Annotated in this window: 25 protein-coding genes and 1 other RNA gene; 12 read left to right on the top strand and 14 right to left on the bottom strand. The window is 63.2% G+C overall.

The window, feature by feature from the left end:
• Positions 1 to 115: 115 nt before the first annotated feature.
• The 8 genes from ybgF to CEY05_RS19830 form a co-directional block, all read right to left on the bottom strand.
• Complete coding sequence (gene ybgF / locus CEY05_RS19865; protein WP_088597589.1) at positions 116 to 802, bottom strand: tol-pal system protein YbgF; 687 nt, start codon at positions 800 to 802, stop codon at positions 116 to 118.
• Between the two features lie 105 nt (positions 803 to 907).
• Complete coding sequence (pal, locus tag CEY05_RS19860) at positions 908 to 1,411, bottom strand: peptidoglycan-associated lipoprotein Pal (RefSeq protein ID WP_088597590.1); 504 nt, start codon at positions 1,409 to 1,411, stop codon at positions 908 to 910.
• Positions 1,412 to 1,442: 31 nt separating this feature from the next.
• Positions 1,443 to 2,756, bottom strand: a complete 1,314-nt coding sequence (tolB, locus tag CEY05_RS19855) for a Tol-Pal system beta propeller repeat protein TolB (RefSeq protein ID WP_088597591.1) — start codon at positions 2,754 to 2,756, stop codon at positions 1,443 to 1,445.
• A 16-nt stretch (positions 2,757 to 2,772) separates the two neighbouring features.
• Positions 2,773 to 3,966, bottom strand: coding sequence for a cell envelope integrity protein TolA (gene tolA, locus CEY05_RS19850; protein WP_088597592.1), 1,194 nt, complete (start codon positions 3,964 to 3,966; stop codon positions 2,773 to 2,775).
• A 50-nt stretch (positions 3,967 to 4,016) separates the two neighbouring features.
• Positions 4,017 to 4,502 carry a protein TolR gene (gene tolR, locus CEY05_RS19845; RefSeq protein WP_088597593.1) on the bottom strand — a complete coding sequence of 162 codons (486 nt, stop codon included), beginning with the start codon at positions 4,500 to 4,502 and terminating at the stop codon, positions 4,017 to 4,019.
• The gene (gene tolQ / locus CEY05_RS19840) at positions 4,502 to 5,176 is read right to left on the bottom strand and encodes a protein TolQ (RefSeq protein ID WP_088597594.1); all 675 of its coding nucleotides are present in this window, start codon (positions 5,174 to 5,176) and stop codon (positions 4,502 to 4,504) included. The genes tolR and tolQ overlap by 1 nt, the downstream gene beginning before the upstream one ends.
• Before the next feature lie 2 nt (positions 5,177 to 5,178).
• Positions 5,179 to 5,601 (bottom strand): tol-pal system-associated acyl-CoA thioesterase, encoded by a 423-nt coding sequence (ybgC, locus tag CEY05_RS19835; RefSeq protein ID WP_088597595.1) that lies wholly within the window; start codon positions 5,599 to 5,601, stop codon positions 5,179 to 5,181.
• The gene (locus tag CEY05_RS19830; RefSeq protein ID WP_088597596.1) at positions 5,598 to 7,331 is read right to left on the bottom strand and encodes a proline--tRNA ligase; all 1,734 of its coding nucleotides are present in this window, start codon (positions 7,329 to 7,331) and stop codon (positions 5,598 to 5,600) included. Before CEY05_RS19830 ends, ybgC begins: the two co-directional genes overlap by 4 nt.
• Before the next feature lie 66 nt (positions 7,332 to 7,397).
• Here CEY05_RS19830 and CEY05_RS19825 point away from each other — a divergent pair, with 66 nt between their 5' ends.
• From CEY05_RS19825 to CEY05_RS19800, 6 genes are all read left to right on the top strand, one after another.
• Positions 7,398 to 7,970 (top strand): RNA pyrophosphohydrolase, encoded by a 573-nt coding sequence (locus CEY05_RS19825; protein WP_088597597.1) that lies wholly within the window; start codon positions 7,398 to 7,400, stop codon positions 7,968 to 7,970.
• A complete protein-coding gene (locus CEY05_RS19820) occupies positions 7,951 to 8,643 on the top strand; it encodes a response regulator (protein WP_088597598.1) in 693 nt (230 codons plus the stop codon). Before CEY05_RS19825 ends, CEY05_RS19820 begins: the two co-directional genes overlap by 20 nt.
• Positions 8,644 to 8,670: 27 nt before the next feature.
• On the top strand, positions 8,671 to 10,260 hold the full coding sequence (locus CEY05_RS19815) for a sensor histidine kinase (protein ID WP_088597599.1): 1,590 nt from the start codon (positions 8,671 to 8,673) through the stop codon (positions 10,258 to 10,260).
• A gap of 162 nt (positions 10,261 to 10,422) precedes the next feature.
• The gene (locus tag CEY05_RS19810) at positions 10,423 to 10,848 is read left to right on the top strand and encodes a tripartite tricarboxylate transporter TctB family protein (protein WP_088597600.1); all 426 of its coding nucleotides are present in this window, start codon (positions 10,423 to 10,425) and stop codon (positions 10,846 to 10,848) included.
• A gap of 5 nt (positions 10,849 to 10,853) precedes the next feature.
• Complete coding sequence (locus tag CEY05_RS19805; protein WP_088597745.1) at positions 10,854 to 12,371, top strand: tripartite tricarboxylate transporter permease; 1,518 nt, start codon at positions 10,854 to 10,856, stop codon at positions 12,369 to 12,371.
• Positions 12,372 to 12,518: 147 nt separating this feature from the next.
• Entirely contained in the window at positions 12,519 to 13,448 is a 930-nt protein-coding gene (locus CEY05_RS19800) for a glyoxylate/hydroxypyruvate reductase A (RefSeq protein ID WP_088597601.1), read from the top strand.
• A gap of 113 nt (positions 13,449 to 13,561) precedes the next feature.
• On the opposite strand, the gene CEY05_RS19795 is transcribed toward CEY05_RS19800, so the two are convergent.
• From CEY05_RS19795 to CEY05_RS19780, 4 genes are all read right to left on the bottom strand, one after another.
• Entirely contained in the window at positions 13,562 to 14,467 is a 906-nt protein-coding gene (locus tag CEY05_RS19795; RefSeq protein WP_088597602.1) for an NAD(P)-dependent oxidoreductase, read from the bottom strand.
• Between the two features lie 101 nt (positions 14,468 to 14,568).
• Entirely contained in the window at positions 14,569 to 16,173 is a 1,605-nt protein-coding gene (locus CEY05_RS19790) for a gamma-glutamyltransferase family protein (protein ID WP_088597603.1), read from the bottom strand.
• 234 nt (positions 16,174 to 16,407) lie between these two features.
• Positions 16,408 to 17,913, bottom strand: a complete 1,506-nt coding sequence (locus tag CEY05_RS19785; RefSeq protein ID WP_088597604.1) for a tripartite tricarboxylate transporter permease — start codon at positions 17,911 to 17,913, stop codon at positions 16,408 to 16,410.
• A gap of 12 nt (positions 17,914 to 17,925) precedes the next feature.
• Positions 17,926 to 18,387: a tripartite tricarboxylate transporter TctB family protein gene (locus tag CEY05_RS19780; protein WP_088597605.1), complete on the bottom strand. Its 462-nt coding sequence runs from the start codon at positions 18,385 to 18,387 to the stop codon at positions 17,926 to 17,928.
• 756 nt (positions 18,388 to 19,143) lie between these two features.
• Here CEY05_RS19780 and CEY05_RS19775 point away from each other — a divergent pair.
• The 4 genes from CEY05_RS19775 to CEY05_RS19760 all read left to right on the top strand — a co-directional run bounded on the left by CEY05_RS19775 (position 19,144) and on the right by CEY05_RS19760 (position 21,089).
• Positions 19,144 to 19,590 carry a hypothetical protein gene (locus tag CEY05_RS19775; protein ID WP_088597606.1) on the top strand — a complete coding sequence of 149 codons (447 nt, stop codon included), beginning with the start codon at positions 19,144 to 19,146 and terminating at the stop codon, positions 19,588 to 19,590.
• A gap of 2 nt (positions 19,591 to 19,592) precedes the next feature.
• Complete coding sequence (locus tag CEY05_RS19770) at positions 19,593 to 19,904, top strand: cell division protein ZapA (protein WP_088597607.1); 312 nt, start codon at positions 19,593 to 19,595, stop codon at positions 19,902 to 19,904.
• Between the two features lie 138 nt (positions 19,905 to 20,042).
• Positions 20,043 to 20,229, top strand: a non-coding RNA gene (gene ssrS / locus CEY05_RS19765) — 6S RNA.
• A 59-nt stretch (positions 20,230 to 20,288) separates the two neighbouring features.
• Complete coding sequence (locus CEY05_RS19760) at positions 20,289 to 21,089, top strand: SIMPL domain-containing protein (protein ID WP_088597746.1); 801 nt, start codon at positions 20,289 to 20,291, stop codon at positions 21,087 to 21,089.
• Here CEY05_RS19760 and lgt read toward each other — a convergent pair.
• Positions 21,046 to 21,855, bottom strand: a complete 810-nt coding sequence (gene lgt / locus CEY05_RS19755) for a prolipoprotein diacylglyceryl transferase (protein ID WP_088597608.1) — start codon at positions 21,853 to 21,855, stop codon at positions 21,046 to 21,048. The genes CEY05_RS19760 and lgt overlap by 44 nt on opposite strands.
• A 166-nt stretch (positions 21,856 to 22,021) precedes the next feature.
• Between lgt and CEY05_RS19750 the strand changes: the two genes are divergently transcribed.
• Positions 22,022 to 22,429, top strand: a complete 408-nt coding sequence (locus tag CEY05_RS19750) for a c-type cytochrome (protein WP_088597609.1) — start codon at positions 22,022 to 22,024, stop codon at positions 22,427 to 22,429.
• A gap of 57 nt (positions 22,430 to 22,486) precedes the next feature.
• Here CEY05_RS19750 and hppD read toward each other — a convergent pair whose 3' ends face one another.
• Positions 22,487 to 23,617 (bottom strand): 4-hydroxyphenylpyruvate dioxygenase, encoded by a 1,131-nt coding sequence (hppD, locus tag CEY05_RS19745; protein WP_088597610.1) that lies wholly within the window; start codon positions 23,615 to 23,617, stop codon positions 22,487 to 22,489.
• A gap of 174 nt (positions 23,618 to 23,791) precedes the next feature.
• On the opposite strand from hppD, the gene CEY05_RS19740 reads away from it, so the two are divergent.
• Entirely contained in the window at positions 23,792 to 24,277 is a 486-nt protein-coding gene (locus CEY05_RS19740; protein ID WP_088597611.1) for an Lrp/AsnC family transcriptional regulator, read from the top strand.
• Positions 24,278 to 24,743: the final 466 nt, after the last annotated feature.

The following is a 24,743-nucleotide window of genomic DNA, read 5'->3' as shown; positions in this document are numbered from 1 at the left end:
AAAACGCCACACGACCACAAGGCCGGATGGCGACAGCGCTGAAGGGGGCATCTGGGCCGCCAAGGCCGCAGGGCCGCGGTTGGGGTGAAGGGGCGTAGCCCCTTCAAATCCCCATTTACTGCAGCAATTGCAGGCGGCTCTTCGCCGTGGTGGCGGCCGGCGTGGTGGGGTAGTCCTTGACGATGCGTTGCAGCGTCGTCTTGGCACCGGCACGGTTGTTCAACTCGATCTGGCTGCCGGCGACGACCAGCAGGGCGTCGGGAGCGCGGGCATTGTCAGGCGACTTCTGCACCATGTTGTTGAGTTGCTCGATGGCGCCTTTGAAGTCCTTCTGCGCGTAGCGGCTGCTGCCCAGATAGAACTGGGCGGACGGCACCAGTTCGCTATTGGGATACAGCGCGGTGAACGCGGTCAGGGACTCGGCGGCATCCTTGTACTGGCCTTTGCGGTACATGTCGATGGCGCCGTCATAAGCGGATTGTTCTTGCGGGTCGCCAGCGGTGGCGCTGCCGGTATCGGCCGGATTGCCGCCTGCCTTGTTGCCGCCGGCGGGCTGGCGGGTGGCCAGTTCAAGCTGGTTCTGCAACTGCTGGATCTGTGTCTGCAGCGACTGGATCTGGTCTGCCAGTTGCAGCCGCGCGCGCACGTTCTGGTCGTTCTGTTGCTGGACTTGCTGGCGCAGATCAAGAATGGCCTTGCGCGCTTCGTCATCGGCAAATGCGTGGGCGGGGAAGGACAGAACGCCGAAAGCCAGGCCGGCGGCCGCTGCCAGGGCACGCAAAGGGGATACTCGATCGCTCATAAAAATTCCTGGGAAAGAAAGGGACCCCACAAAAAACAAGCGTCGGGCGGCCAATAGACCGTCCCGACGCATTGTGGGGCTATCAAATATCAGGCGTTATTGAGATTAACGCAGATAGTTGATGTCCGCGCGGCGGTTTTCGGCGAAATCGGCTTCCGACGAACCCGTCGACTTCGGCTTTTCCTTGCCGAAGCTGATGGTTTCGATCTGCTGATCGCTGACGCCCAGCAGCGTCATCGTGCGGCGAACGGCGTCCGCACGGCGCTGGCCGAGGGCCAAGTTGTACTCAGCACCACCGCGTTCGTCGGTATTGCCTTCGACTTTCACGCGCTGCTGCGGATGCGAAGCCAGGTAGCGGGCGTGGGTTTCCACGAGACCGCGGTACTGGTCCGACACCGTGTAGCTGTCGAAGTCAAAGTACACCGAGCGTTGTTGCGCCAGGATGCTTTGCGGGTTGAAGGGATCAAGGATCTCGCCGGTGTTGGCGGACGAGCCTTGGCCAGCGCCAGCGCCCTGACCCGCTTTATCGTCGAGAGGGACGGAGCTGCAAGCTGCCAGCGTGGCGGCCAGAGCGGCAATGGTCAAGCTTTTGGCAATGCGCGACTTCATGATAGTTCCTTTGAAGAGAGAGTCACACGTGTTATCGGGTAAATGGGCCCCAAGTTGGTTCACGTATTTCCCCATTCAGTACCGAAAGCGTCTGCCGTACGCGGCCGTCACTCGATACCCCCGCAAGGACACTACGTCCGCCTTGGATGGCGGCGTAGAGTACCTGCATTCCGTTCGGGGCGAAACTGGGAGACTGATCGTCACGACCATCAGTCAACAAGGTCTCGCTTCCGGACGACAGGTTTAACGAAGCGATGCGAAATGCACCGTCTCGTCTAGCAACGTACAGGAGCGTCGAACCGTCTGGGGAAATTCGGGGTGAGATGTTGTAACCACCGTTAAAAGTCAAACGGCGTGGCTCGCCACCGTCCAGACCTACTTGGTAGATCTGCGGGCCGCCGCTACGGTCACTCGTGAAAACCAGGGAACGTCCGTCAGGCGTGAACGCGGGTTCCGTATCGATGCCCGGCGAGCGGGTGATACGGCGCAGGTTCGAGCCGTCGGCATTCAAGACATAGATCTGGGACAGGCCGTCGCGGGTCAGGGCCACGGCCAGCATGCTGCCGTCCGGCGACCAGGCGGGCGCACTGTTGTTGCCCTTGTAGTTGGCGATCGGCACACGCGCCGTCGAAGACAGCGTGCGGATGTACACCACCGGCTTGCCGGATTCGAAACTGACGTAGGCCAGGCGGCTGCCATCCGGCGACCATGCCGGCGAAATGATGGGTTCGCGCGAGCGCAGGGCGACCTGCGGGTTCTGGCCGTCAGCGTCGGCAACCTGCAATTCGTAGGTGCTGCCCAGCTTCAGGACATAAGCGATACGGGTGGAGAACACACCACGCACGCCCGTAATTTTTTCGTAAATGCGGTCGGCGATCTGGTGCGCGACGCGCCGCAGTTCCTGTTCGGAGCCCGAGAAGGCCACGCCGTCCAGCTGGCCCTTCTTGACCGTGTCGGCCAGGCGGTAGCGGACGTCGTAACGGCCATCGGCGCCACGCTGGATGCTGCCGTAGGCGATGAAGTCAGCGCCCTTGCCACGCCAGTCGTCATAGGCCACGGGGCTGTCGACGTTCAGGCCGGCGCCGGCGGCGTTGATCAGGCGGAATTGGCCGGTGCGGTTCAAATCGGCACGAATCACTTCGGCCAGGGCGCGGCCGTGGGCGTCGTCCACGGCGAAGTCGGCAATTGCCACGGGATATTGGGTTGCGCCGGTGCCGGAAATGTCCACGCGCAGTTGCGCATGGGCCGGTCGCCCGACGAACAGGGCCGCCAGCAACAGCAGCAGGCCAAGGGCATACATCCGCAATGCGGCGTATTGCGCAGGTCGGCTAGAGACGGGGGTCATGAAAGGCAATCTCCTGTCAGTCGTACATTCGATAAATTACGTCGATCAGCGGCTCGTACCGTCCAGTCGAAGGCTTGGGGAACGGATTGCAGCGGCGGATCCCGGTCTCGACCGCGCGGTCGAAACCCGTGTTGCCCGAAGAGCGCGTCAGGGTAAGTCCCCCAACGCTTCCATCCGAACGTAACTGTACCCGGTATTCAGTTGTCGGATTGGCCGAGCCCGCGCGCGGCGGTGTCGGGTACGACACGCCAGGCTGGATGCAGGCCCGTACTTTGGCGCCGTAGCCGTCGTCACGTCCACCACCTGCCTGATTGCGGTCGGCGGTGCCGTTTGGTATGCCGGCGGCGCCCATGGCGTCGTTGCGGAAGGCGTCGCGCAGCGCCTTGTCGGCCGCGGCCTTCTTGGCGGCGGCCGCCTTCTCGGCAGCGGCTTTTTCGGCAGCCGCTTTTTCAGCAGCCGCTTTATCGGCGGCAGCCTTGTCCGCCGCGGCCTTGTCCGCAGCCGCCTTCTTGGCAGCATCGTCCTTGGCTTTCTTCTCGGCAGCGGCCTTGTCGGCAGCGGCTTTCTCGGCGGCAGCCTTGTCAGCGGCAGCCTTGTCGGCAGCGGCTTTTTCAGCCGCCGCCTTTTCAGCGGCCGCCTTATCCGCCGCGGCCTTGTCGGCAGCGGCTTTATCCGCGGCCGCCTTCGCCGCGGCCGCTTTCTCGGCGTCCTTGCGCTGTTGTTCCAGCTTGGCCTTTTCCTTCTCGGCCGCTTCCTTGCGTTCCTGTTCCAGGCGCGCCTTCTCCTTGGCCGCTTCCGCGGCCTGGCGGTCCTTCTCTTCCTGTTCCTTCTTCTTGCGCGCCTCTTCCAGCGCGATCTCCGGGTCCGGCTCGTCCTTGGGCTGGGCTTGCGGCGCCGGCGTGGGCGGCGGCGGGGCAGGCGCGGGCTGGGGCGGCGGCGGCGGCGGTGTCTGCGGTTGCGGTTCCGGCTGGGGCTGCGGCTTGGGTTGCGGCTGCGGGGGCGGCGGCACGGCGTCGGGCGTATCGCCCTTGGCCCACAGCTGCACCTGCACCGGGCCCGGATTTTCCGTATGCCAATTGACGCTGAAGATCAGGATCAGGAACAACAGCAGGTGGGCCAGCAAAGCCAGCCCCAGCGCCTTCCAGTTGTCCTGGGCAGGCGGGCGCTCGGGCGGACCGCTGTGATGTTTGATGATCGGAGGAGGCGTCATTGAATAGTGCAGTGGAAGGTTCGGCGGGCGCGGTACGGCGGCGGACCGCCTTAGCGGCGGCGGGCCGGTTGTGCCTGCGGCTGGCCCGCGGCGCTGGCCGCGGCGCCGGTCGAGGACTGCTGGTCGACCAGCAGGCCCAACCGCGTCACGCCATTGACGCGCAGCTCGTCCATGACCTTCATCACCGATTCGTAAGGCACCTTGCCGTCGGCCGCGATCACCACCGGGGTTTCGTTGGTGATGCGCTGGCGCACCTGGTTGACCAGGTCGGCGCGGGCAATGGTTTCCGGGTTCGCGCCCGGCTCACGCATGCGCAACGCGATCTCGCCATTGGACGAAATCTGCACTTCCAGCGGCTTGACCGGCACATCGGAGGCCGCGCCCACCGAAGGCAGGTTGATCAGCCCGGGCGTGATCAGGGGCGCGGTGACCATGAAGATCACCAGCAGCACCAGCATCACATCGATGTAGGGCACCACATTGATGTCGGACTTCATGCGGCGGCCGGCGCGGCCGCCCGAACGCATCGATCCCATTAGCGCACCTGCCGTTGCAGAATGTTCAGGAACTCATCGACAAAGCTGTCGAAGCGGATCGAGAGGCGGTCGATGTCGTTGGTGTAGCGGTTGTAGGCCACCACCGCGGGGATGGCGGCAAACAGGCCGATGGCCGTGGCGATCAGCGCTTCGGCGATCCCCGGTGCCACCGATGCCAGCGTGGCCTGCTGCATATTGGACAGGCCGATGAAGGCGTGCATGATGCCCCAGACCGTACCCAGCAGGCCGATGTACGGGCTGACCGAACCGGCGGATGCGAGGAAGTTCAGGTGCGACTCCAGCGCATCCATCTCGCGCTGGTAGGCGGCACGCATGGCGCGGCGGGGGCCGTCCAGCAGGGCGTCGGCGCTGGCGCTGCCGCGGCGGGCCTTGAGGAATTCGGTCATGCCGGCATCGAAGATACGGGCCAGCGCGCCTTGTTCGGCGCGACGGCTGGCGACCGCCTGTTGCAGCATGGACAGGTCACCGCCCGACCAGAAGTCGTCTTCGAAACGGCGGGTCTGCTGATGCGCCCGCTTGATGGCGATCAGTTTGCCGAAAATATACGTCCACGACATGATGGAGATGCCCAGGAGCATCAGCATGATGAGCTGGACCGGCACGCTGGCGTGGCCGATCAACGTAAACAACGACATGTCGCTGGAGGCTTGCATTTTTATCCCTGAATAGATTCCAGTGTTGCCCGAAGGTCTTTGGGAAGTTCGGCGGGCCGCAGGCTGCTGGCATCGACGCAACCTACTTGGATGTTGCCACTGGCCAGCAGTTCCCCTTCGCGAAGCACCCGCTGCGCGAAGTGTATCGAAGCCCGCCCGAGACGTGTAACCGAGGTTTCAACTGTGAGCAGATCGTCGAGCCGCGCCGGCCTGCGGTAAGACATGTCCAGGCCGACCACCACGAAGATGCGTCCCGCCTCGGCGGCCATGCGGTTCTGCCCATACCCGAGGGTACGTAGCCATTCCGTACGAGCGCGCTCCATGAACTTCAGGTAGTTCGCGTAAAAGACGATGCCGCCGGCATCCGTATCTTCGTAGTAGACACGGATGGCCAGCGTCGAAACCTGGGCGGGGGAAGCAATCAAAGGGTGTCCAGCTTGGCCAATATCTGATCCAGCGCTTCGTCCAAGCCAACCTTGGCCGCTTCGGTCTCACGCCGGGCCTGCAATTCCAGCACGCCATCCTTGAGACCGCGCTCTCCAACTGTTACTCGCAGCGGCACACCGATCAGCTCCCATTCGGCGAACATGACACCCGGGCGGGCGTCGCGGTCGTCGAGCAGTACATCGATGCCACGCTCACGCAGTGCTTCGTAGAGATCGTTAGCGGTGTTACGAACTGTTTCACTTTTACCCCAACCCACCGGGCAAATCACTACTTCGAAGGGGGCAATGGGGCGGGGCCAGATAATACCCTTGTCGTCGTGATTTTGCTCGATCGCCGCGGCGGCGATGCGCGTCACGCCGATGCCGTAGCAACCCATCTGGATCACCGCGGGCTTGCCGGTTTCGTCCAGGAAAGTCGCCTTCAGGGCTTCGGAGTACTTGGTGCCCAGGAAGAACACATGGCCCACCTCGATCCCGCGCTGGATCGCCAGGGTGCCCGCGCCGTCCGGGGCGGGGTCGCCGGCCACCACATTGCGCAGGTCGGCCACGGCCTCCGGTTCCGGCAGGTCGCGGCCCCAGTTCATGCCGACGTAATGGAAGTCCTCGCGGTTGGCGCCGCAGACGATGTCGTGCATCTTCGCCACGGTGGCATCAGCCACCACGCGCACGGGTTTTGCCGTCTTGATCGGGCCAAGATAGCCCGGTTTGCAGCCAAAATGCTCGACGATCTCGGCTTCCGTGGCGAAGCGGAAGCCGTCTTTCAGGCCTGCCACCTTGGCCGCCTTGATCTCGTTCAGCGTGTGGTCGCCACGCAGCAGCAACAGCCAGATCTGGACCGGGCCTTTTTCGGGCTCGGTGGCCAGCACGATGGATTTCACCGTGGTTGCCAGTGGAATCTGCAGCAGGGCGGCGACGTCCTCGCACTTGGCGGCGCCCGGCGTGGGTACCGCTTCCAGGGCGCGGCTGGCGGCGCCCCGTTCGGCGATCAGCGGGCCGGATTCGGCCAGCTCGATATTGGCCGCGTACTGGCTGTCGGGGTTGTAGACGATCAGGTCTTCGCCGGTGTCGGCGATGACCTGGAATTCATGGCTGCGCGTGCCGCCGATCGAGCCGGTATCCGCCGCCACGGCGCGGAATTCCAGGCCCAGGCGGGTGAAGATCTTCATGTATGCGGCATACATGATGTCGTAGCTGGCCAGCGCGCTGCTTTCGTCACGGTCGAAGGAGTAGGCGTCCTTCATGGTGAATTCGCGGCCGCGCATCAGGCCGAAGCGGGGGCGACGCTCGTCCCGGAACTTGGTCTGGATGTGATAGAAATTCACCGGCAGCTGGCGCCAGCTGTGGATTTCATTGCGCGCGATGTCGGTGATCACTTCCTCGGAAGTGGGCTGCAGGACAAACTCGCGGTCGTGGCGGTCCTTGATACGCAGCAGTTCCAGGCCGTACTGCACCCAGCGGCCCGATTCCTGCCAGAGCTCGGCGGGTTGCACCACCGGCATCAGCAGTTCGATGGCGCCGGCGGCGTTCATCTCCTGCCGGACGATATTCTCGATTTTGCGGATGACGCGCAGGCCCAAGGGCATGTACGTATAGATGCCGCCGGCCAGCTTGCGGATCATGCCCGCACGGGTCATGAGCTGATGGCTGACGACTTCGGCTTCGGCCGGGGCCTCTTTGAGGGTATTGATGTGATAGTTGGAGGCGCGCATGGTTTCCAGGTGGCGGCAGGTACGTATAATCAGGCGTAATTGTATTGAATTTGCTGGGGGTGGCCCATGCTTGACCGCGAAGGCTACCGTCCCAATGTCGGCATCATTCTCGTAAATAGCAAAAACGAGGTCTTTTGGGGTAAGCGGATCCGGGAACATGCGTGGCAATTCCCGCAGGGCGGCATCAAGTACGGAGAGAGTCCCGTACAAGCCATGTACCGCGAACTCCATGAAGAGGTTGGGTTGAATCCCGAGCATGTCCGCATATTGGGACGTACACGCGATTGGCTGCGCTACAACGTGCCGGACCATTTCGTCCGCCGCGAATGGCGTGGCCATTACAAAGGGCAGAAGCAGATCTGGTTCCTGCTACGTCTTATCGGGCGCGACAGCGATGTCTGCCTGAGGGCGACGCAGCATCCGGAGTTTGACGCATGGCGTTGGAGCCAATACTGGGTGCCGCTGGACGCGGTCATCGAGTTCAAGCGCGACGTCTATACCAATGCGCTGAACGAACTGTCGACGATCCTGTTCCGGCGTCACCACGAAACCCGCTACCTGCGCCAGCGTGTGCACGGGCAGCGGACCGGCGAAAACTCGGGCGGAGGAGCCGACGGGCATGCGCATATTGCTGGTTGAAGATGAAAGAGATATGGCATCGTGGCTGGTGCGTGCCCTGGCTCAGAGCGGTTTTGTACCCGATCATGCGGCCGATGCCCGCACAGCCGAAGCTTTCATGGCGGGTACCGAGTACGACGCCATCGTGATGGACCTGCGCCTGCCGGACAAGCACGGGCTGGTGGTGCTGCGTGAAATGCGCAATCGCGACGACCGCACGCCTGTGCTGGTGTTGACGGCGCAGGGCGCCTTGCAGGACCGCGTGCGCGGCCTGAACCTGGGCGCGGACGATTTCCTCACCAAGCCTTTCGCTCTGGAAGAACTGGAAGCGCGCCTGACCGCCCTGGTGCGGCGCAGCCGTGGCCGCCAGCATCCGCGGCTGCAATGCGGCTCGCTGGCCTACGACAGTGAAAGCCGCGCTTTTACGCTGGACGGCTCGCTGCTGTTCCTGACGCCGCGCGAACACGCCGCCCTGGCGGCGTTGCTGACCCGCAGCGGTTACCCGGTGGACAAGTCGCAATTGTTCGGCAAGGTGTTCAACCACGACAGCGAAGCCAATCCGGACGCCATCGAAGTGGTGTTGCACCGGCTGCGCAAGAAGCTGGCCGGCAGCGACATCCGCATCGTCACGGTGCGCGGGCTGGGCTATATGCTGGAAAGCGTGGCCAGCACCAGCGAATCGGCCGAGGCCTGAGGAACCGGCTGTTTATGATCATCCGCCATGCCGCGCCGGCCTAGCGCCCGCGCGGCCCGCCTGCGGCTGCTGCGGCCGCGCCTGGGCATACGCACGCTGCTGTTCATGCTGCTGCTGCCCGGCGTGGTTGCCCTGCTGGTCATCGACAGCTGGAACGACTACCAGACACTTGCCGAGATCACCAACGACGCCTACGACAGCGCCCTGCTGGAGCCGGCCCGCGTCCTGGAAAGCAGCATCGAATTCACGGCCGACGGCACCTTGCAGGTGGCCACGCCCCTGTACGCCCAGGTCATGCTGGAATCGCGCGCCGGCCTGCGCAAGTATTACCGCATCGAGGAAATCGATCCGCCGGTACCGGACGGCCAGCCGGTGCCCGCTTCGGCCGGCCGGACCTTATTAGGCATGCCGGACCTGCCGCGGCCGCCGGCCTGGCCGCGCAGCAATGGTCCGCCCGTGTTCTACGACGGCATGTACCGCGACGATCCCGTGCGCCTGGTGGCCATCCTGCGCGATCTCTATTACCACGGCGTACACCGTCAGGTGCTGGTCCTGGTCGGTGAAAGCACCAGCAAGCGGATCGAGGCCGAGCGGGCCGCGCAACGCCAGGAATTCCTGCGTGACGCCCGCATGCTGGCCCTGGTGATCCTGATGGTCTGGTGGGGCGTGGCCTGGGCATTGCGGCCGCTGCATCGCCTGCGCACCGACATCCGGGCCCGCTCGCCCGACGACCAGACGCCGCTGGACGCCAGTGGGGTGCCTTCCGAAGTGGCGCCCCTGGTCGAGGCCGTCAACCACCACATCGACCGCCACCGGCGCATGCTGGCCGAACAGACGCAATTTCTTGACGACGCGTCGCACCAGCTGCGCACGCCGCTGGCGATCATGCTGACCCAGGCCCAATACGCCTTGCGTGAACGCGATCCCGAAGGCATGCGTGAAGGCCTGCGCGGCATCATCGCCCAGCTGGGGCGCAGCCGGCGGCTGACCGAACAACTGCTGCAGCTGGCGCATGCCAGCCAGGGAGAGGTGACGCCACGCAAGATCCTGGACATCAGCGACTTGGCGCGCGATGTGGTTTTGCAATATTTGCCCCTGGCCCATGAGAAGCAACAGGATCTCGGCTGGGATGGCGTGCAAGAAACTAATGAAAGGAACCTAAATAGTGCAGTAAGTGACGAAAGCTCTCTGACAGCCGCCGCAGCCGTGGCAGGCAGCGAGGTCGAACTGCATGAAGCCCTGTCCAATCTGGTTCATAACGCCGTCAACTACGCGCCGCCTGGCGCGCGGATCACGGTTTCGGTGGTTCTCTCCAGTGATCGTGTCGAGGTACGCGTGGCCGACAACGGGCCCGGCCTGGAACCCGCGTCGCGCGCCCGTGCCTTCGAGCGATTCGATCGGGCGGGGGCCGAAGGCGTGCAGGGCGCCTCCAGCGGTTCGGGCCTGGGCCTGGCCATCGCCCGCGCCTACGCCAGGCGCAATAACGGCGACATCCTTTTGGCCGATGGCGAGCCCAATGCCCAAGGCGGCGTGGGGCTTTGCGCCATATTATGGATTCCCCTCTTAAGGGATAACCCTGTGATTCAGGGTCCAGACAGCCTAAAGAAAGCGGATTAGCAGCTTCTCTCCTTATTCTGCGTTCCAGGCTCACATGGGTTGTGAGAGGGGCGTGCTCAACCGGGCAATGCCCACGGGCATTTTTTCAGCCCTGGTTTTCGGAGGATTGCGGTGGAAACATCCAAAAGAACAATTAACAAGGATTATTACGGCGGCGCCCTGATGATCCTTACAGGTCTGGGGGCGATCTATGGCGCCATCAGCTACAACATCGGCACCTTGAACCACATGGGTCCGGGATTCTTCCCGGCCGCTGTGGGTAGCCTGCTGGTTCTGACGGGCATCCTGATCGCGCTCGGCGCACGGTCGGACAAGCCGAAGGAACAGGTGCCTGGCGGCCATGCCCACGGCATGCCCGACGTTCGTGGCGGCGTCTGCATCCTGCTCAGTATCGTGGCGTTCATCGTCATCGGCGAATACGGCGGCCTGTTGCCGGCCACGTTTGCCATCACGTTCATTTCGGCGCTTGGGGATCGTAAGAACACGCTCTTCCAATCGATTCTGCTGTCCTTGGCCATGGTAGTCATCGCCATCGTCGTTTTCTGGTGGGCTCTGCAACTGCAGCTCCCGCTGTTCCGTTGGGGTTGATCGCCATGCATCAAGCACTCGTTGATCTTTGGTACGGTTTTGGCGTCGCGTTCGAACTCCATAACCTGATGTGGTCGTTCTTTGGCGTGCTGGTGGGTAACCTCATCGGCGTGCTGCCCGGCATGGGCGCGCTGTCGGCCATCTCCATCTTGCTGCCGCTCACGTACGTGATGCACCCGGTGCCCGCCATCCTGATGCTGGCCGGTATCTTCTACGGCTCGCAGTACGGCGGCGCCATCGGCGCGATCCTGCTGAACCTGCCCTCGCACCCGCCGCATGCGGTGACGTGTCTGGACGGGTACCCGATGACCAAGGCCGGCAAGGGCGGCACGGCATTGGGCATCACGATGATCTCGTCGTTCTTTGCCGCTTCGGTCGGCATCATCGTGATGATTTTCGCCTCGCCGCTGCTGGTGGAAATCGCCTTCAAGTTCGGTCCGACGGAAATCTTCTCCATCATGCTGCTGGGCCTGCTGGCCGGTGCCACGATGTCGCGCGGTTCGCCCCTCAAGGGCGTGGCGATGACCTTGTTCGGCCTGCTGTGCGGCGTGGTCGGTACCGACGTCAACACCGGTACCATCCGCTTCTCCTTCGGCCTGCTGGACCTGTCCGACGGCCTGGAGCTGGTGGCGATTTCGATGGGTCTGTTCGGCGCCGCCGACTTCCTGGTCAGCGTCAACAAGATGTCCGCCATCACCACGTCGACCAAGCTGAAGCTGCGCGACATGCGTCCTTCGATGGCTGAAATGAAGGAAGCGTTCCTGCCGATGGTGCGCGGTACGTTGGTGGGCACGCTGTTCGGCGCCATGCCCGGCACCGGCCCCACCATCACCACCTTCATCGCCTACGCGCTGGAGCGCAAGGTCTCGAAGACGCCTGAGCGTTTCGGTACCGGCATGCTGGCTGGCGTGGCGGCTCCCGAAGCTTCGTCGCACTCGAAGACGCAGGTCGACTTCATCCCGACGATGAGCCTGGGTATCCCTGGCGACGCCGTGATGGCGCTGATCCTGGGCGCGTTGCTGATCCAGGGCATCCAGCCCGGCCCGCAGCTGATCACCGAGCATCCGGACATTTTCTGGGGCCTGATCGCCAGCTTCTGGGTGGGTAACGTCCTGCTGATCGTCTTGAACGTGCCCCTGATCGGTGTGTGGGTCAAGCTGCTCAAGGTGCCGTACAAGTACCTGTTCCCGTCCGCGCTGTTCTTTATCGCGGTGGGTGTGTTCTCGACGCAGAACAGCCTGTTCCAGATCTGGGAAGTGCTGGCCTTCGGTATCATCGGCGCCTTGCTGATGTCGCTGGATTTCTCGGTCGCGCCTATCCTGCTGGGCTTCGTGCTCGGACCCATGGTCGAAGAAAACTTCCGTCGCGCCTTGCTGCTGTCGCGCGGCGACATGATGATCTTCCTCCAGCGCCCGATCAGCGCCTGGTTCGTCGCTGCCAGCGCCTTGCTGATCCTGGTGCAACTGTGGGCCAACTTCCGTAAAGGCAGGGGCAAGAAGGACTTGTTGCCCAAAACCGCATAAGGGGACGGCGGACCGGCAACGCCGGCCCGCTGTGCCTGCGGCCAAAGAGACCTGTGCGATGCACAGGTCTTTTTTTTGCACAGCGTTGCCGTGCTATGGTTTTGAACTTCGCACCATCCGCTTTACAAACCTCGAACCGGATTCCTCATGCACGTACTCTTCGCGCTTCCCCACCGCAATCCCGACGAATGGCTGCCCGGCCTGCAGGCCGAGATGCCCGATTTCAAGATATCGGTGTGGGATCCCAAGGGCCCGCCGTCCAACGCCGACGTGGCGCTGGTGTGGAAGCCGCCAGCGGAGCTCTTCAAGCATGAGACCAACCTGAAGGCGGTGTTCAACCTGGGCGCCGGCGTGGATGCCTTGCTGAAGATGAAGGAAATCCCCGCGCACGTGCAGATCGTGCGCCTGGAGGACGCCGGCATGTCGGTGCAGATGGCCGAGTATGTGCTGTACGCCCTGTGGCGCGAGTCGCGCCTGTTCGCGCAGTACGACGCCGACCAGGCCGCGGGGCGCTGGAATCCGCGCGAAGGCCTGCGGCGTGAGCAATGGCCGGTGGGCGTGCTGGGCCTGGGCGTGGTCGGGGCTCGCGTCGCGCAAGCGCTGGCCGCTTTCGAATACCCCGTGGCCGGCTGGTCGCGCACCGCGCGCAGTATCGCCGGCGTGCAGACGTATTGCGGCGCGGAACAGCTGCCGGGGTTCCTCGCGCGCACCCGCGTGCTGGTCAACGTGCTGCCGCTGACGCCGGAGACCGAGGGCATACTGAACCGCGCCACCCTGAGCCAGCTGTTGCCGCACGCGCACCTGATCAACGTGGGCCGTGGTGAGCACCAGAACGAGGGCGACATCCTGGCCCTGCTGCAGGAAGGCCGGCTCGACAGCGTGTCGCTGGACGTGTTCCGCACGGAGCCGCTGCCGGCCGACAACGGCCTGTGGCAACACCCGCACGCGCACGTCACGCCGCACATCGCCGCCAGCACCCTGCGCGAGGAAACCATCGCGCAGATCGCCGGCAAGATCCGCCAGATGGCCCGCGGCGAACCCCTCACCGGCGTCGTGGCGCGCGACCGCGGCTATTGAAATCGGCGTCGCCGCGCATGCAGTACCGCCAATAAAAAAGGTCGCGGCTTCAGCCGCGACCTTTTATTTTTTCCTTCGAGCCAAGCGGCTTCCAGGCATCCAGGCTGAGCCCATCAATCCCGCAGGCGCTTGACCAGGCTGGAGGTATCCCAGCGCCCGCCGCCCATCTTCTGCACATCGGCATAGAACTGGTCGACCAAGGCCGTCACCGGCACGCGCGCGCCGTTGTGGCGGGCCTCGGCCAGCACCAGGCCCAGATCCTTGCGCATCCAGTCCACGGCGAACCCGAAGTCGAACTTGTCGTCGACCATCGTGCCGCCACGGTTTTCCATCTGCCAGCTTTGCGCCGCGCCCTTGCTGATCACGTCCAGCACCAGCTTCATGTCCAGGCCGGCCGCCTGGCCGAAGGCCACGCCTTCCGACAAGCCCTGCACCAGTCCGGCGATGCAGATCTGGTTGACCATCTTCGCCAATTGACCCGCACCCGGCTCGCCCACCAAGGTGACCGCGCGGCCGAAAGCTTGCGCCACCGGCTGGATGGCATCGAAGACCGCTTTTTCGCCGCCGCACATCACCGTCAGCACGCCATTGACCGCACCAGCCTGGCCGCCCGACACCGGGCCGTCGACGAATTGCAGGTCCAGCTTGCGCGCCGCGGCGTAGAGTTCGCGCGCGACGTCGGCCGAAGCGGTGGTGTGGTCGACGAACACGGCCTTCTTGGCCATGCCGGCGAAAGCGCCGTCATCGCCCAGCACGACGCTGCGCAGGTCGTCGTCGTTGCCGACGCAAGCGAACACGATATCCGCGCCCGCCGCCGCTTCACGCGGGGTGGCGGCAGCCTTGCCGCCGAATTCCTTGACCCATTCCTGCGCCTTGGCTTGCGTGCGGTTATAGACCGTCACCGTGTGGCCCGCGCGTGCCAGGTGCCCCGCCATGGGAAAGCCCATGACGCCCAGGCCGAGGAAAGCAACGTTCTTGGACGTGACGGTGTCGTACGTCTTGGTGCCGATGGATGCCATGCAGAATCTCCGTTTGATAGCGTATTTCCCAGGAACCGTACCTTACGGCGATGCCGCGTCGGCGGCAAGCGCCCTGATCCGCGCGGCCTGGCAGCGCGAAATCAGAACCCCGCTGCCAACCCGTCGCGGCGGCTGTCGCTGGCGGCCACATAGCCGTCGACGGCCGGATCGCCCAGGCGCCAGATGAACTGGCCGGAGCCGAAATCCATATAGGGATCATCCAGGCCCTCCAGCACATGGCCGCGCGCGCGCAGCGCTTCCTGCACGGCATGCGGCATCGCCGGCTCGACATCCACCGAACGGCCATTATTCCACTTCCAGCGCGGTGCGTCGCAGGCGGCCTGGGGTTGCTGGCCGTAGTCCAGCATGCGTACCAGCGTCTGCAGATGGCCTTGCGGCTGCATATTGCCGCCCATCACGCCGAAGCTCATCACCGGCGCGCCGTCGCGCATCAGGAAGCCGGGAATGATGGTGTGGAAAGGGCGTTTGCCGCCAGCCACCACATTGGGGTGATCGGGCTGCATGCTGAAGCCGTGGCCACGGTTCTGCAGGCTTACGCCGGTGCCCGGCACCACCACGCCCGAACCGAAGCCCATGTAGTTGGACTGGATGAAACTGACCATCATGCCGTTGCGATCGGCGGCGGTCAGGTACACGGTGCCGCCGCGCGGTGCGTGGCCGCTGCCGAAGTCCTGGGCGCGGCCCATGTCGATCAGGCGCGCGCGCTCGGCCAGGTAGGCGGGGTCCAGCAGCGTGTCCGCCGTCAAGGCCATGTGCGCGGAATCGCCCACGTGCGCATAGACATCGGCGAAGGCCAGCTTCATGGCCTCGATCAGCAGATGCTGCGTGTCGGGATGATCCACCGGCCGCGCCGCCACGTCGAAGTGCTGCAGGATGCCCAGGGCGATCAGGGCCGCGATGCCCTGGCCGTTGGGCGGAATCTGATGCAGTGCGTAGCCGCGGTAGGCCTGCGCCAGCGGCGTGACCCATTCAGGCTGGTATTCGCGCAGATCGGCCAGCGTCATCGCCGCGTCATGCGCCTGCGCGTGCGCCACCAGCTTGTGCGCCGTCTCGCCTTCATAGAAATCACGGCCGCTGCTGGCGGCGATGCGCTTGAGCGTGTCGGCCGCGCCCTTGATCACGAAATGTTCACCGACGGCAGGCGGCCGGCCGCGCGGCAGGAAGTGTTCGGCGAAGCCCGGCAGCGGCTGCAGCACGTCGGCCTGCGCGGCCCACTTCTGCTGCACGATGGGTGACACCGCGCAACCGCGCTCGGCATATTCGATGGCGGGCGCCAGCACGTCGGCGAAGGCCAGCGCGCCCATTTTTTCATGCATGGCGGCCCAGCCGGCGACGCAGCCGGGCACCGTCACGCTGTCCCAGCCACGCATGGGAATGGCGCCGTTGTGCTTGCGTTTGAAATAGTCGACGCACCATGCGGAGGGCGCGCGGCCAGAGGCATTCATGCCATGCAGGCGGGCGCCGTCCCAGATGATGGCGAAGCAATCCGAACCGAGGCCGTTGCTGACCGGTTCAGCCAGCGTCAGGACGGCGGCCGCGGCGATGGCCGCATCCACTGCATTGCCGCCGCGTTCCAGGATGCGCAGCCCGGCCTGGGCAGCCAGGGGCTGCGAGGTGGCGACGACATTGCGGGCAAAGACGGGAGCGCGGGTAGTGCGGTATGGGTTGTGCCAGTCGAAGGTCATTGGGGGCTCGGGACGGAGACGGGTACGGGGTAAACCCGTACTTTAGCGTAAGCGATTGTGTGCGCTGCACCAATTCGACATCGGGAAGACGTCTCGGCTGGAGGAGAGGATGAAGTTGGAGGGATGCAGGCAGCGAACGCGGTTGATCCATCAGGCAAAAAAAAGGGCACCTTGCGGTGCCCTTCGAGACGCTCCAGACGGACCGCGGGATCGCCCCGCGGGTCCAGCTTGTCATCAGCCTTCTTCGACGAAGGTTTCTTCGCGCTTCTTGCGGATCGACGGCAGTGCCACGATCACGATCAGTGCCAGGGCGGCGGCCAGCAGGCTGGCCGACAGCGGACGCGTGATGAAGGTGGTGAAATCGCCACGCGACAGCAGCAGGGCACGGCGGAAGTTTTCTTCCATCATGGGGCCCAGCACCAGACCCAGCAGCAGCGGTGCGCCTTCGCACTTCAGCTTGGACCAGACGTAGCCGATGACGCCGAAGGCCGCGGTGGTCATGATGTCGAAGGTGTTGTAGTTCAACGAATACACACCGATCGTGCAGAACACCAGAATCGCCGGGAACAGCACGCGATAGGGCACCTTGAGCAGCTTCACCCACAGGCCGATCAGCGGCAGGTTCAGGATCACCAGCATCAGGTTGCCGATCCACATCGAGGCGATCAGGCCCCAGAACAGTTCCGGGTGGCTGGTCATCACCTGCGGGCCGGGCTGGATGTTGTGGATGGTCATCGCACCCACCATCAGCGCCATCACGGCGTTGCCCGGGATGCCCAGGGTCAGCAGCGGGATGAAGGAGGTCTGGGCAGCCGCGTTATTGGCCGATTCCGGACCCGCCAGGCCGGCCGGGTGGCCCTTGCCGAAGCGCTGCGGTTCCTTGGCGATCTTCTTTTCCAAGGTGTAGGAAGCGAAGGACGACAGCACCGCGCCGCCGCCGGGCAGGATGCCCAGGGCCGAACCCAGGGCCGTGCCGCGGAGCACCGCGGGCCACGATTCCTTGAACTCTTCCTTGTTGGGATACAGCGAGCCGATCTTGTCGGTGATGTCGACGCGATTTTCCTTCTGCTCCAGGTTGGTCATGATTTCGGCGAAGCCGAACACGCCCATGGCGACGATGGCGAAGTCGATGCCATCCTGCAGTTCCGGAATACCGAAGTCGAAGCGGGCCACGCCCGAGTTGACGTCGGTACCGACCATACCCAGCAACAGACCCAGGATGATCATGGCGATTGCCTTGGGCAGCGAGCCCGAGGCCAGCACCACGGCACCCACCAGGCCCAGGCACATCAGCGAGAAGTATTCGGCGGGGCCGAACTTGAAAGCCACTTCGGCCAGCGGGGGCGCGAAGGCGGCCAGCAGCAGGGTGGCCACGCAACCGGCGAAGAACGAGCCCAGGGCGGCGATGGCCAGCGCGGCGCCCGCGCGGCCATTACGTGCCATCTGGTGCCCGTCCAGCACAGTCACCACCGCGGATGTTTCTCCCGGCAATGCCACCAGGATCGCGGTGGTCGAACCGCCGTATTGGGCGCCGTAGTAGATACCGGCCAACATGATCAGGCCGGCCACGGGCGGCAGCACGTACGTGATCGGCAGCAGCATGGCGATGGTCGGGACGGGACCGATCCCGGGCAGCACGCCGATCAGCGTGCCCAGGATGCAGCCCAGCAGGGCGTAGGCGAGGTTCTCGGGCGTGAAGGCCACGCCGAAACCCAGCATCAGGTGATCAAGCAATTCCATGTCTGGCGCTCCTTACGAACCGAGGAAAGACGGCCACAGCGGGAAGATGAGTCCCAGGCCCTTGATGAACGCCAGATAGGAGAACACCACGAGAAAAATACCGTTGGCCACGGCGATCTTCCAGCTGAACTCATGGCTTGCCAGGCTGCTGACAACCACCAGGAGGAACACGGAGATATAAACGCCGAGGAATTTCAGGACGAGGCCGTACAGGACGACCGAGAAGATCACGAGGAACAGGACGCGCCAGTCGAAGCGGTCGATGTGGGTCTCGGTGGCCTTGGGCATCATCGAGCCGATCAGGACGACGGCGCCGAGGAGGGCCAGGACCATCCCCAGCCAGAAGGGGAAATAGCCAGGCCCCATCCGGGCAGCGGTGCCCATCTGGTAGCTGGCGCCTTTTAACGCGAATCCCAGGCCCAGGGCGATGAACATCACCCCGGACCAGAAATCCTGTTTGTTTTTAAGCTGCATGGTTGTCTGCTCCTAGTTACAGCATGTGATTAACGAATTCAGGTGAGTGTTTGCAGAGTGAAAGTAAATTCAAAGTTCGAAGATGGGCGAATGGTAATGGCTCTGATGCCAAACCGGAACCCTGTAATTTGGCTGAAAGGCTATGGTTTTCCCTAGAATTAGGGTTCATCCGGCAGGAAGTTGTAAGGATTCCGGCCGAATGGCGGCTGTTTGAAAGCTGATTGAAAGTATAAAGAAAGTAGTGGGAAAGGAAGCCTGGAAGTTTGTCTCGTTAAAAATACATAGCCGGGCAGGCAACGAGACCTTCAGACCAGGAATCTGTCGGACTTCTGTCACTGGATCGGGCAGAAGGTGCCCAGAACCAAGCTTTCAAAACGGCGGATTCGTTGACAGGGGGTGTCTGCGAGCGGGGTAGTGCCTTCGCCATGCTTGCGGCAATGCCTCTATCTGGCCGCGTCAAGCAGGGACGGTGCAATTTGCAACCGTGATTTGTCTTGGGCGTTTTGTCGGCGCGCCCGCCTGGGCGACCCGGCGGGTCCGCGGGATGGGCCGAGGCCGATCTTGCGCCGGCTTTGCCGCGGCGCCAGGCCGGCGTCCGCCGGATGAGCGACTTTGAACTCTCTTATATATAAGACAGCAGAGTCACGATCACGGCGAGCTATCCTTCCGGGCCGCCCCTTCCTACTGAATATTGCCAGGTATCACACGGTGCATTAGCAAGTGTTTCCGCGCGCGAGATGGTTTACGATAGCGCCCATGCTGCAAGACCTCGACAATCTCGCTGCCCGGATCGGGCAATTGGTGCAACGCACGCGCCAGCTACATGCTGAACGCGATGCCTTGCGAGCACGCCTGCATCAGGCGGAGCAGGAAACGCGCGCGCTGCGCACGCGCTGCGATGACGCTGACGTGCAAGTCCGGCAATTGCAGGAGCGTTTGCAGAATCACGACAGTGAGGTGGGCGATCGCCTGGCGCATGCCGAAGCGGCCGAGGCCACTCTGCGCGCCGAACTCGAGCGGCATGTGCTGCAGCTGCAGTCCTTCGAGTCGCAGGCTGCCGCGCGTGAAAGCGAATGGCAGTCGCGCCTGGCCGCGCGTGATACCGATATGCAACGCCTGCGTGTCGCCGCGGTTGCCGCGCGCGAACGCATCGATGCCGTACTGGCTCGCCTGCCCGGCGCTTCGGTGGGAGAGCAGGCATGAGTATGGAACGTTTTGAAGTTTCGATTTTGGGCCGTGAATATTCCATGGCCTGCTCGACCGAGGAAAAGCCGCACCTGCTGGCGGCCGTGCGCCACGTCGACGTGCTGATGCAGCGTATCCAGGGCACGGGCAAGGTTTCGAGCAATGAACGCATAGCCGTGATGGCGGCTTTGCAGGTCGCCGGCGAGCTGCTGGCAGTGAAAGCGCCCGATGGTCCGCTGGGTGGTTTGGCAGTCGGCGACTTCAAGCGTAGAATCGAGGACATGAACTCTTTGCTCGATGACGCACTGTCGGGCCAAGAGAAGTTGCTGTAGTTGAAGTTGCTGTAGTTGAAGCTGCTGTAGTTGAAGCTTCTGTGTTCGAAGCTGCTATAGTGATTCCGTAGTTGCTTCTTCAGTTTCTTCAAACAGCGCTACCAGTTTTCAAGCCGGCTTGCCCAAGCCGACTTCAGTTTGTCCCTGCTGTGTTCGTGACTGGACCATACATTCTCTGAACCTATGTCTTACGGCATACCGGTTGTGTGAATGTGGAGCTAGCGTGATCGTCTCTCTGTCAGACGAACCCAAAGTTCCGCCGAGCGCGACCACCTTGAACCTCAGGGTTCGAGATGCCGGTCCTGACGGCACATGCGGGGCATCTTCAAGAGCGGACCTGCCGGATGGCAGGTCCGCTTTGTCTTTTCAGGGAGCACGTTCCATATGCGCAAGCCTACGATCCCGTCCCCAGTCGAGCGCCGTCTGGTCCTTCGTCGCACACGCAACGCGTTGGTGCTGGCCGCCGTTGCATCGGTGTTCACGTTCGCTGCGCCGATGGTGTACGCGCAGTCCTCGCAAGAGGCTGCGCCCGTGGCTGGCAACGCTGCCACGCCGAGCGCCACCGCGCCGCAGATGGTGTTGGATGCTTCCGCTTCCATGGATGTGAAGCCAGATACCGTGCTGATCACCTTGAACGCGGAAGTCGATGCGCCCGATCAGCCAGGCGCGGGCCGTAAATTGAGCGCCGCGCTCGATGACCTGGTCAAGCGCGCAAGCGGTATCGAGCACGTGACCGTGCGCACCGAAGGTTTCGGTGTGTGGCCGGTCAGCAATGACAAGGGCAAGATAGGAAGCTGGCGCGGGCAGGGCAGCATCGTGCTGGAGTCCTCGAACTTCGAAGCGGCCTCGGCCCTGGCGTCCAAGCTGTCCGACAAGAGCGCGATTTCGAATGTGGCCTTCCGGCTGTCGCGCCAGGCGCACGATGCAGCCGAGCGCAAGCTTCTGAACGACGCGGCGGAAAGCTTCCGCCAGCGTGCCGTGGCCGCGGCGTCGGCCTTCGGTTTTTCCGGCTATCGCATCGTCAAGCTGGATCTGGGTGGCGGGGGCGGCAACGTGATGCCGCAGCCGCGCGCCATGATGGCGATGGCCAAGGGCGGGGGCGCGGCAGCGCCCGTGGACGTGCCGCTGCGCCCCGATGCCATCACGGTTTCGGTTGCTGTGTCAGGGACGATCGCTTTGCAGTGACCGCGTAGATGCCGATACCCAACAGCACCATGGGTATCGACAACCACTGGCCCATGCTCAGGCCGCCGGCCAGCAGGCCCAGGAAGTTGTCGGGCTCGCGGGTGAATTCCACCAGGAAGCGGAAACAGCCGTAGCCGATCAGGAATACCGCGCTGACCTGCGCGGTGGGGCGCGGTTTGCGTGCGAAGACCCACATGATGATGAACAGTGCAATGCCTTCCAGGCCCAGTTCGTAGAGCTGGGAAGGATGGCGCGGCACGCCGTCGCCCGATTGCGGAAACACCATGGCCCAGGGCACGTCCGTGGGGCGGCCCCACAATTCGCCATTGATGAAATTGCCCAGGCGTCCCATGGCCAGCGCCAGCGGGATCAGGGGCGCGATGAAGTCGCTGACCGTGAACAGCGACTGGCCGCGGCGGCGCGCGAAGAACAGCATCACCAGGATGACGCCGATCAGGCCGCCATGGAAAGACATGCCGCCCTGCCATAGATAGAAGATCTCCAGCGGGTGCGAGAAGTAATAGCCGGGCTTGTAGAACAGCACATAGCCCAGCCGCCCGCCGGCGACGACGCCGACCACGCTATAGAAGATGATGTCTTCCAGGTCACGCGGGGTGAAACCGCCGGCCACCTTGCCATGCGACAGGCGCCAGCGGCCCAGCAGATAGACCAGGCCGAAGCCGAACAGATACATCAGGCCATACCAGTGCACGGCAAGCGGGCCTATCTGTATGGCAATGGGATTGAATTCGGGATAGCGCAGCATGTATGGGGGCAGGTGGCAGAGTTGACCGGCGGGATCGATGACCGACGGCGTTGACCGACGATAATAACCGGCCTGGGGTACGGCTTCCTGAAACCCCGATTGCCTGAACAGGCCGGGCAATTCGGTTACGATCGACCGCCACGAGCATAGTCATGGAATGGGATCGATGTTTTCTCGGATCAAGGGCGCCTGGCGCGCGGTGTTCTGTAGCCTGCTGGCGGTCGCGGCCTTGCCCGCTACTACTCAGATTGCCGCGGCACAGACCGCCGCTGCTCAGACAGTGATTCCGGCCCAGGTGGCCGAACTCCTCAGGGGCAAGGTATGCCTGGGTTGCCATCAGGTGGATACACCGCGCGTCGGCCCGCCGTTCCGCGCGGTGGCCCAACGCTATGGCAGCCAGCCGGAGGCGCTGGACTATCTAGTGCAGTCCATCCGTAATGGCGGTCGCTATCGCTGGGGCAAGCTGTCGATGGCGGCCCAGCCGCAAGTCAGCCCGGACGAAGCCAGGCTGATTGCGCAATGGATATTGACGCTGGCATCGCCGGCGGCACCCGCACCGGCCGCCACCAAATAACAGGGAAGCGGTGGCCAGCGTGGATGGCCGATCTGCCGTGGTCGGCCGCCGAAGTCCCTATTCGTGATCGGCGTCGCTACCCACCGGTTTCAACACCCCGCGCCGCATCTGGTCCAGCTCGATCGATTCGAACAGGGCCTTGAAGTTGCCTTCACCGAAGCCATCGTTGCCCTTGCGCTGGATGATCTCGAAGAAGATCGGGCCGATCTGGTTCTCCGTGAAGATCTGTAGCAGCAGTCCGCCGTCCGGCGCGCCATCCAGCAGGATGCGATTGCGTTCCAGGCGGGGCGTATCTTCCCCATGGCCCGGCAGGCGCTTGTCCAGCAGTTCGTAATAGGTCTGCGGCGTGTCCAGGAAGCGCAAGCCGTTGGCGCGCAGTGCCTCCACCGTGGCGTGGATATCTTCGGTAGACAGCGCAATGTGCTGTATCCCCTCGCCGTGATAGAGATCCAGGTACTCCTGGATCTGGCCTTTCTCTTCGGTCCCTTCCTCATTGATAGGAATGCGGATATTGCCGCAGGGCGAAGTCATCGCCTTGGACTTCACGCCGGTCACCTTGCCCTCGATGTCGAAATAGCGCACCTCGCGGAAGTTGAACAGGCGCTCATAGAATTCCGCCCATTCCCCCATGCGTCCTTTGTGCACGTTGTGCGTCAGGTGGTCGACCAGGGCGAGACCGGCGCCAGTGTGATGCAGGTCGCTCTTGGCGGTGTCCGGATTGATAGGTTCGAAGTCGACGTCATAGATGCTGATGTCGCCGATCCCGCCGTGGCCCGCCTTGCCGCGCCAGCGGTCTACCAGATAGATCAATGAGTCGCCGATCCCTTTGATGGCGGGGATGTTCAGCTCCATCGGTCCGCTGTGCGAATCGAAGCCCCATGCCCCCAGCTCCAGTGCGCGCCGGTAGGCGGCAGCGGCATCGTCCACGCGGAACGCGATGGCACAGATGGAGGGACCATGCAGGCGAGCGAAGCGCTGGGCGAAGGAGTCGGGCTCGGCGTTGACCAGGAAGTTGATGCCGCCCTGGCGATAGACGATCACATCCTTATGGCGGTGCCGTGCGATGGGCTTGAAACCCAGCAGCTCGAACACCCGGCGCAGCGCGGCGGGATCGGGCGCGGCGTACTCGATGAATTCAAAGCCGGATGTGCCCATGGGGTTGTCCCAGGGCTGGAATGCGGTCGTCATGGTGCGAGTCCCCTTGTGGTCGATGGCAGGTGTCGGATCGGCACGCCGGCTGCGGCTGTCGGCGCGAAAGGAAAAATTGTAGGAAAACTCGGCTGGCAGACGATTGCGAAAATGCTAATCAAAAGCAGGTTCCTGGCAATAAAATTGCCAGTTATAAAAAAATAGGGGCAGGAAATGTCAGAAATTGACTTGGATAAAACCGATCGGCGCATTCTGGCGGAGCTGCAGCGTGACGGGCGCCTCTCTAATCAGGAGCTGGCGGACCGTGTGTCGCTGTCTCCCAGCCCCTGCCTGCGCCGAGTGCGGCGCCTTGAGGAAGAGGGCTATATCCGCCGTTACGTTGCCTTGGTCGATCCCGACAAGGTGGGCTTCGGCCTGGTGGCCTATGTGACCATCCGCTTGAATAAACATAGCGGCTCCAGCCATGCACCCATGGCGGAATTCGCCCGTGACGTACAGGCATGGCCGGAGGTGGTGGCCTGCTACGCCATGACGGGAGACATGGACTATCTATTGAGAGTGCAGGTGCGCGACCTGGCCGACTTCTCCCGCTTCGCCATGGATACCTTGATGCAGCACCCGTCGGTAATCGATATGCGGTCCAGCTTCGCATTGCAGAAGCTGAAAGAGACGACTGAACTGGCGCTGGAGGGCCGATAGCGCCCCTGGAACACCTCTCCAATAGGAGCAAGAGAGCGTGCAGCAGGGAAATTCTCAAATACTTTTAAGATTTTCATACTGCTGACTTGCGCGGCCCGAAAAAACCGTGCTAATATCTCTTTCTTCGCTGCTCAAACGCAAACGCGACAACGAACCGGAAGCCCCAGGGTAGACGGTTCGACGCCAAGCAGGGTGGCGAAGGTGAAGTGAGATGATGAAGCAGTTTTCAGGTTGAGCGCTAAGCGCCGCCAAAGACGGTTTCAGCGAGATCCGGCAACGGGTCGAGCAAAGCAGGTTTCAGATGCAGGGCGGTGACTTCCAAGAAGCACGCAGCGTTTGAAAGAAGTAAAAAAGTTCAGAAATGAATTTGACAACTTCGAAAAACTGCTTCATAATCTCGTTTCTCTGCTGCTGAAACAGCAACGCGGCGAAAGCAGCGAAGCGAGTGAGTAAGCAGCAAGGTAGT

The sequence above is a fragment of the Achromobacter sp. HZ34 genome (assembly GCF_002209485.1).
In the GTDB taxonomy this organism is placed as follows: domain Bacteria; phylum Pseudomonadota; class Gammaproteobacteria; order Burkholderiales; family Burkholderiaceae_B; genus Bordetella_C.
The sequence above is the reverse complement of the archived record's forward strand: the minus strand, read 5'-3'. Positions and strand labels throughout refer to the sequence as shown.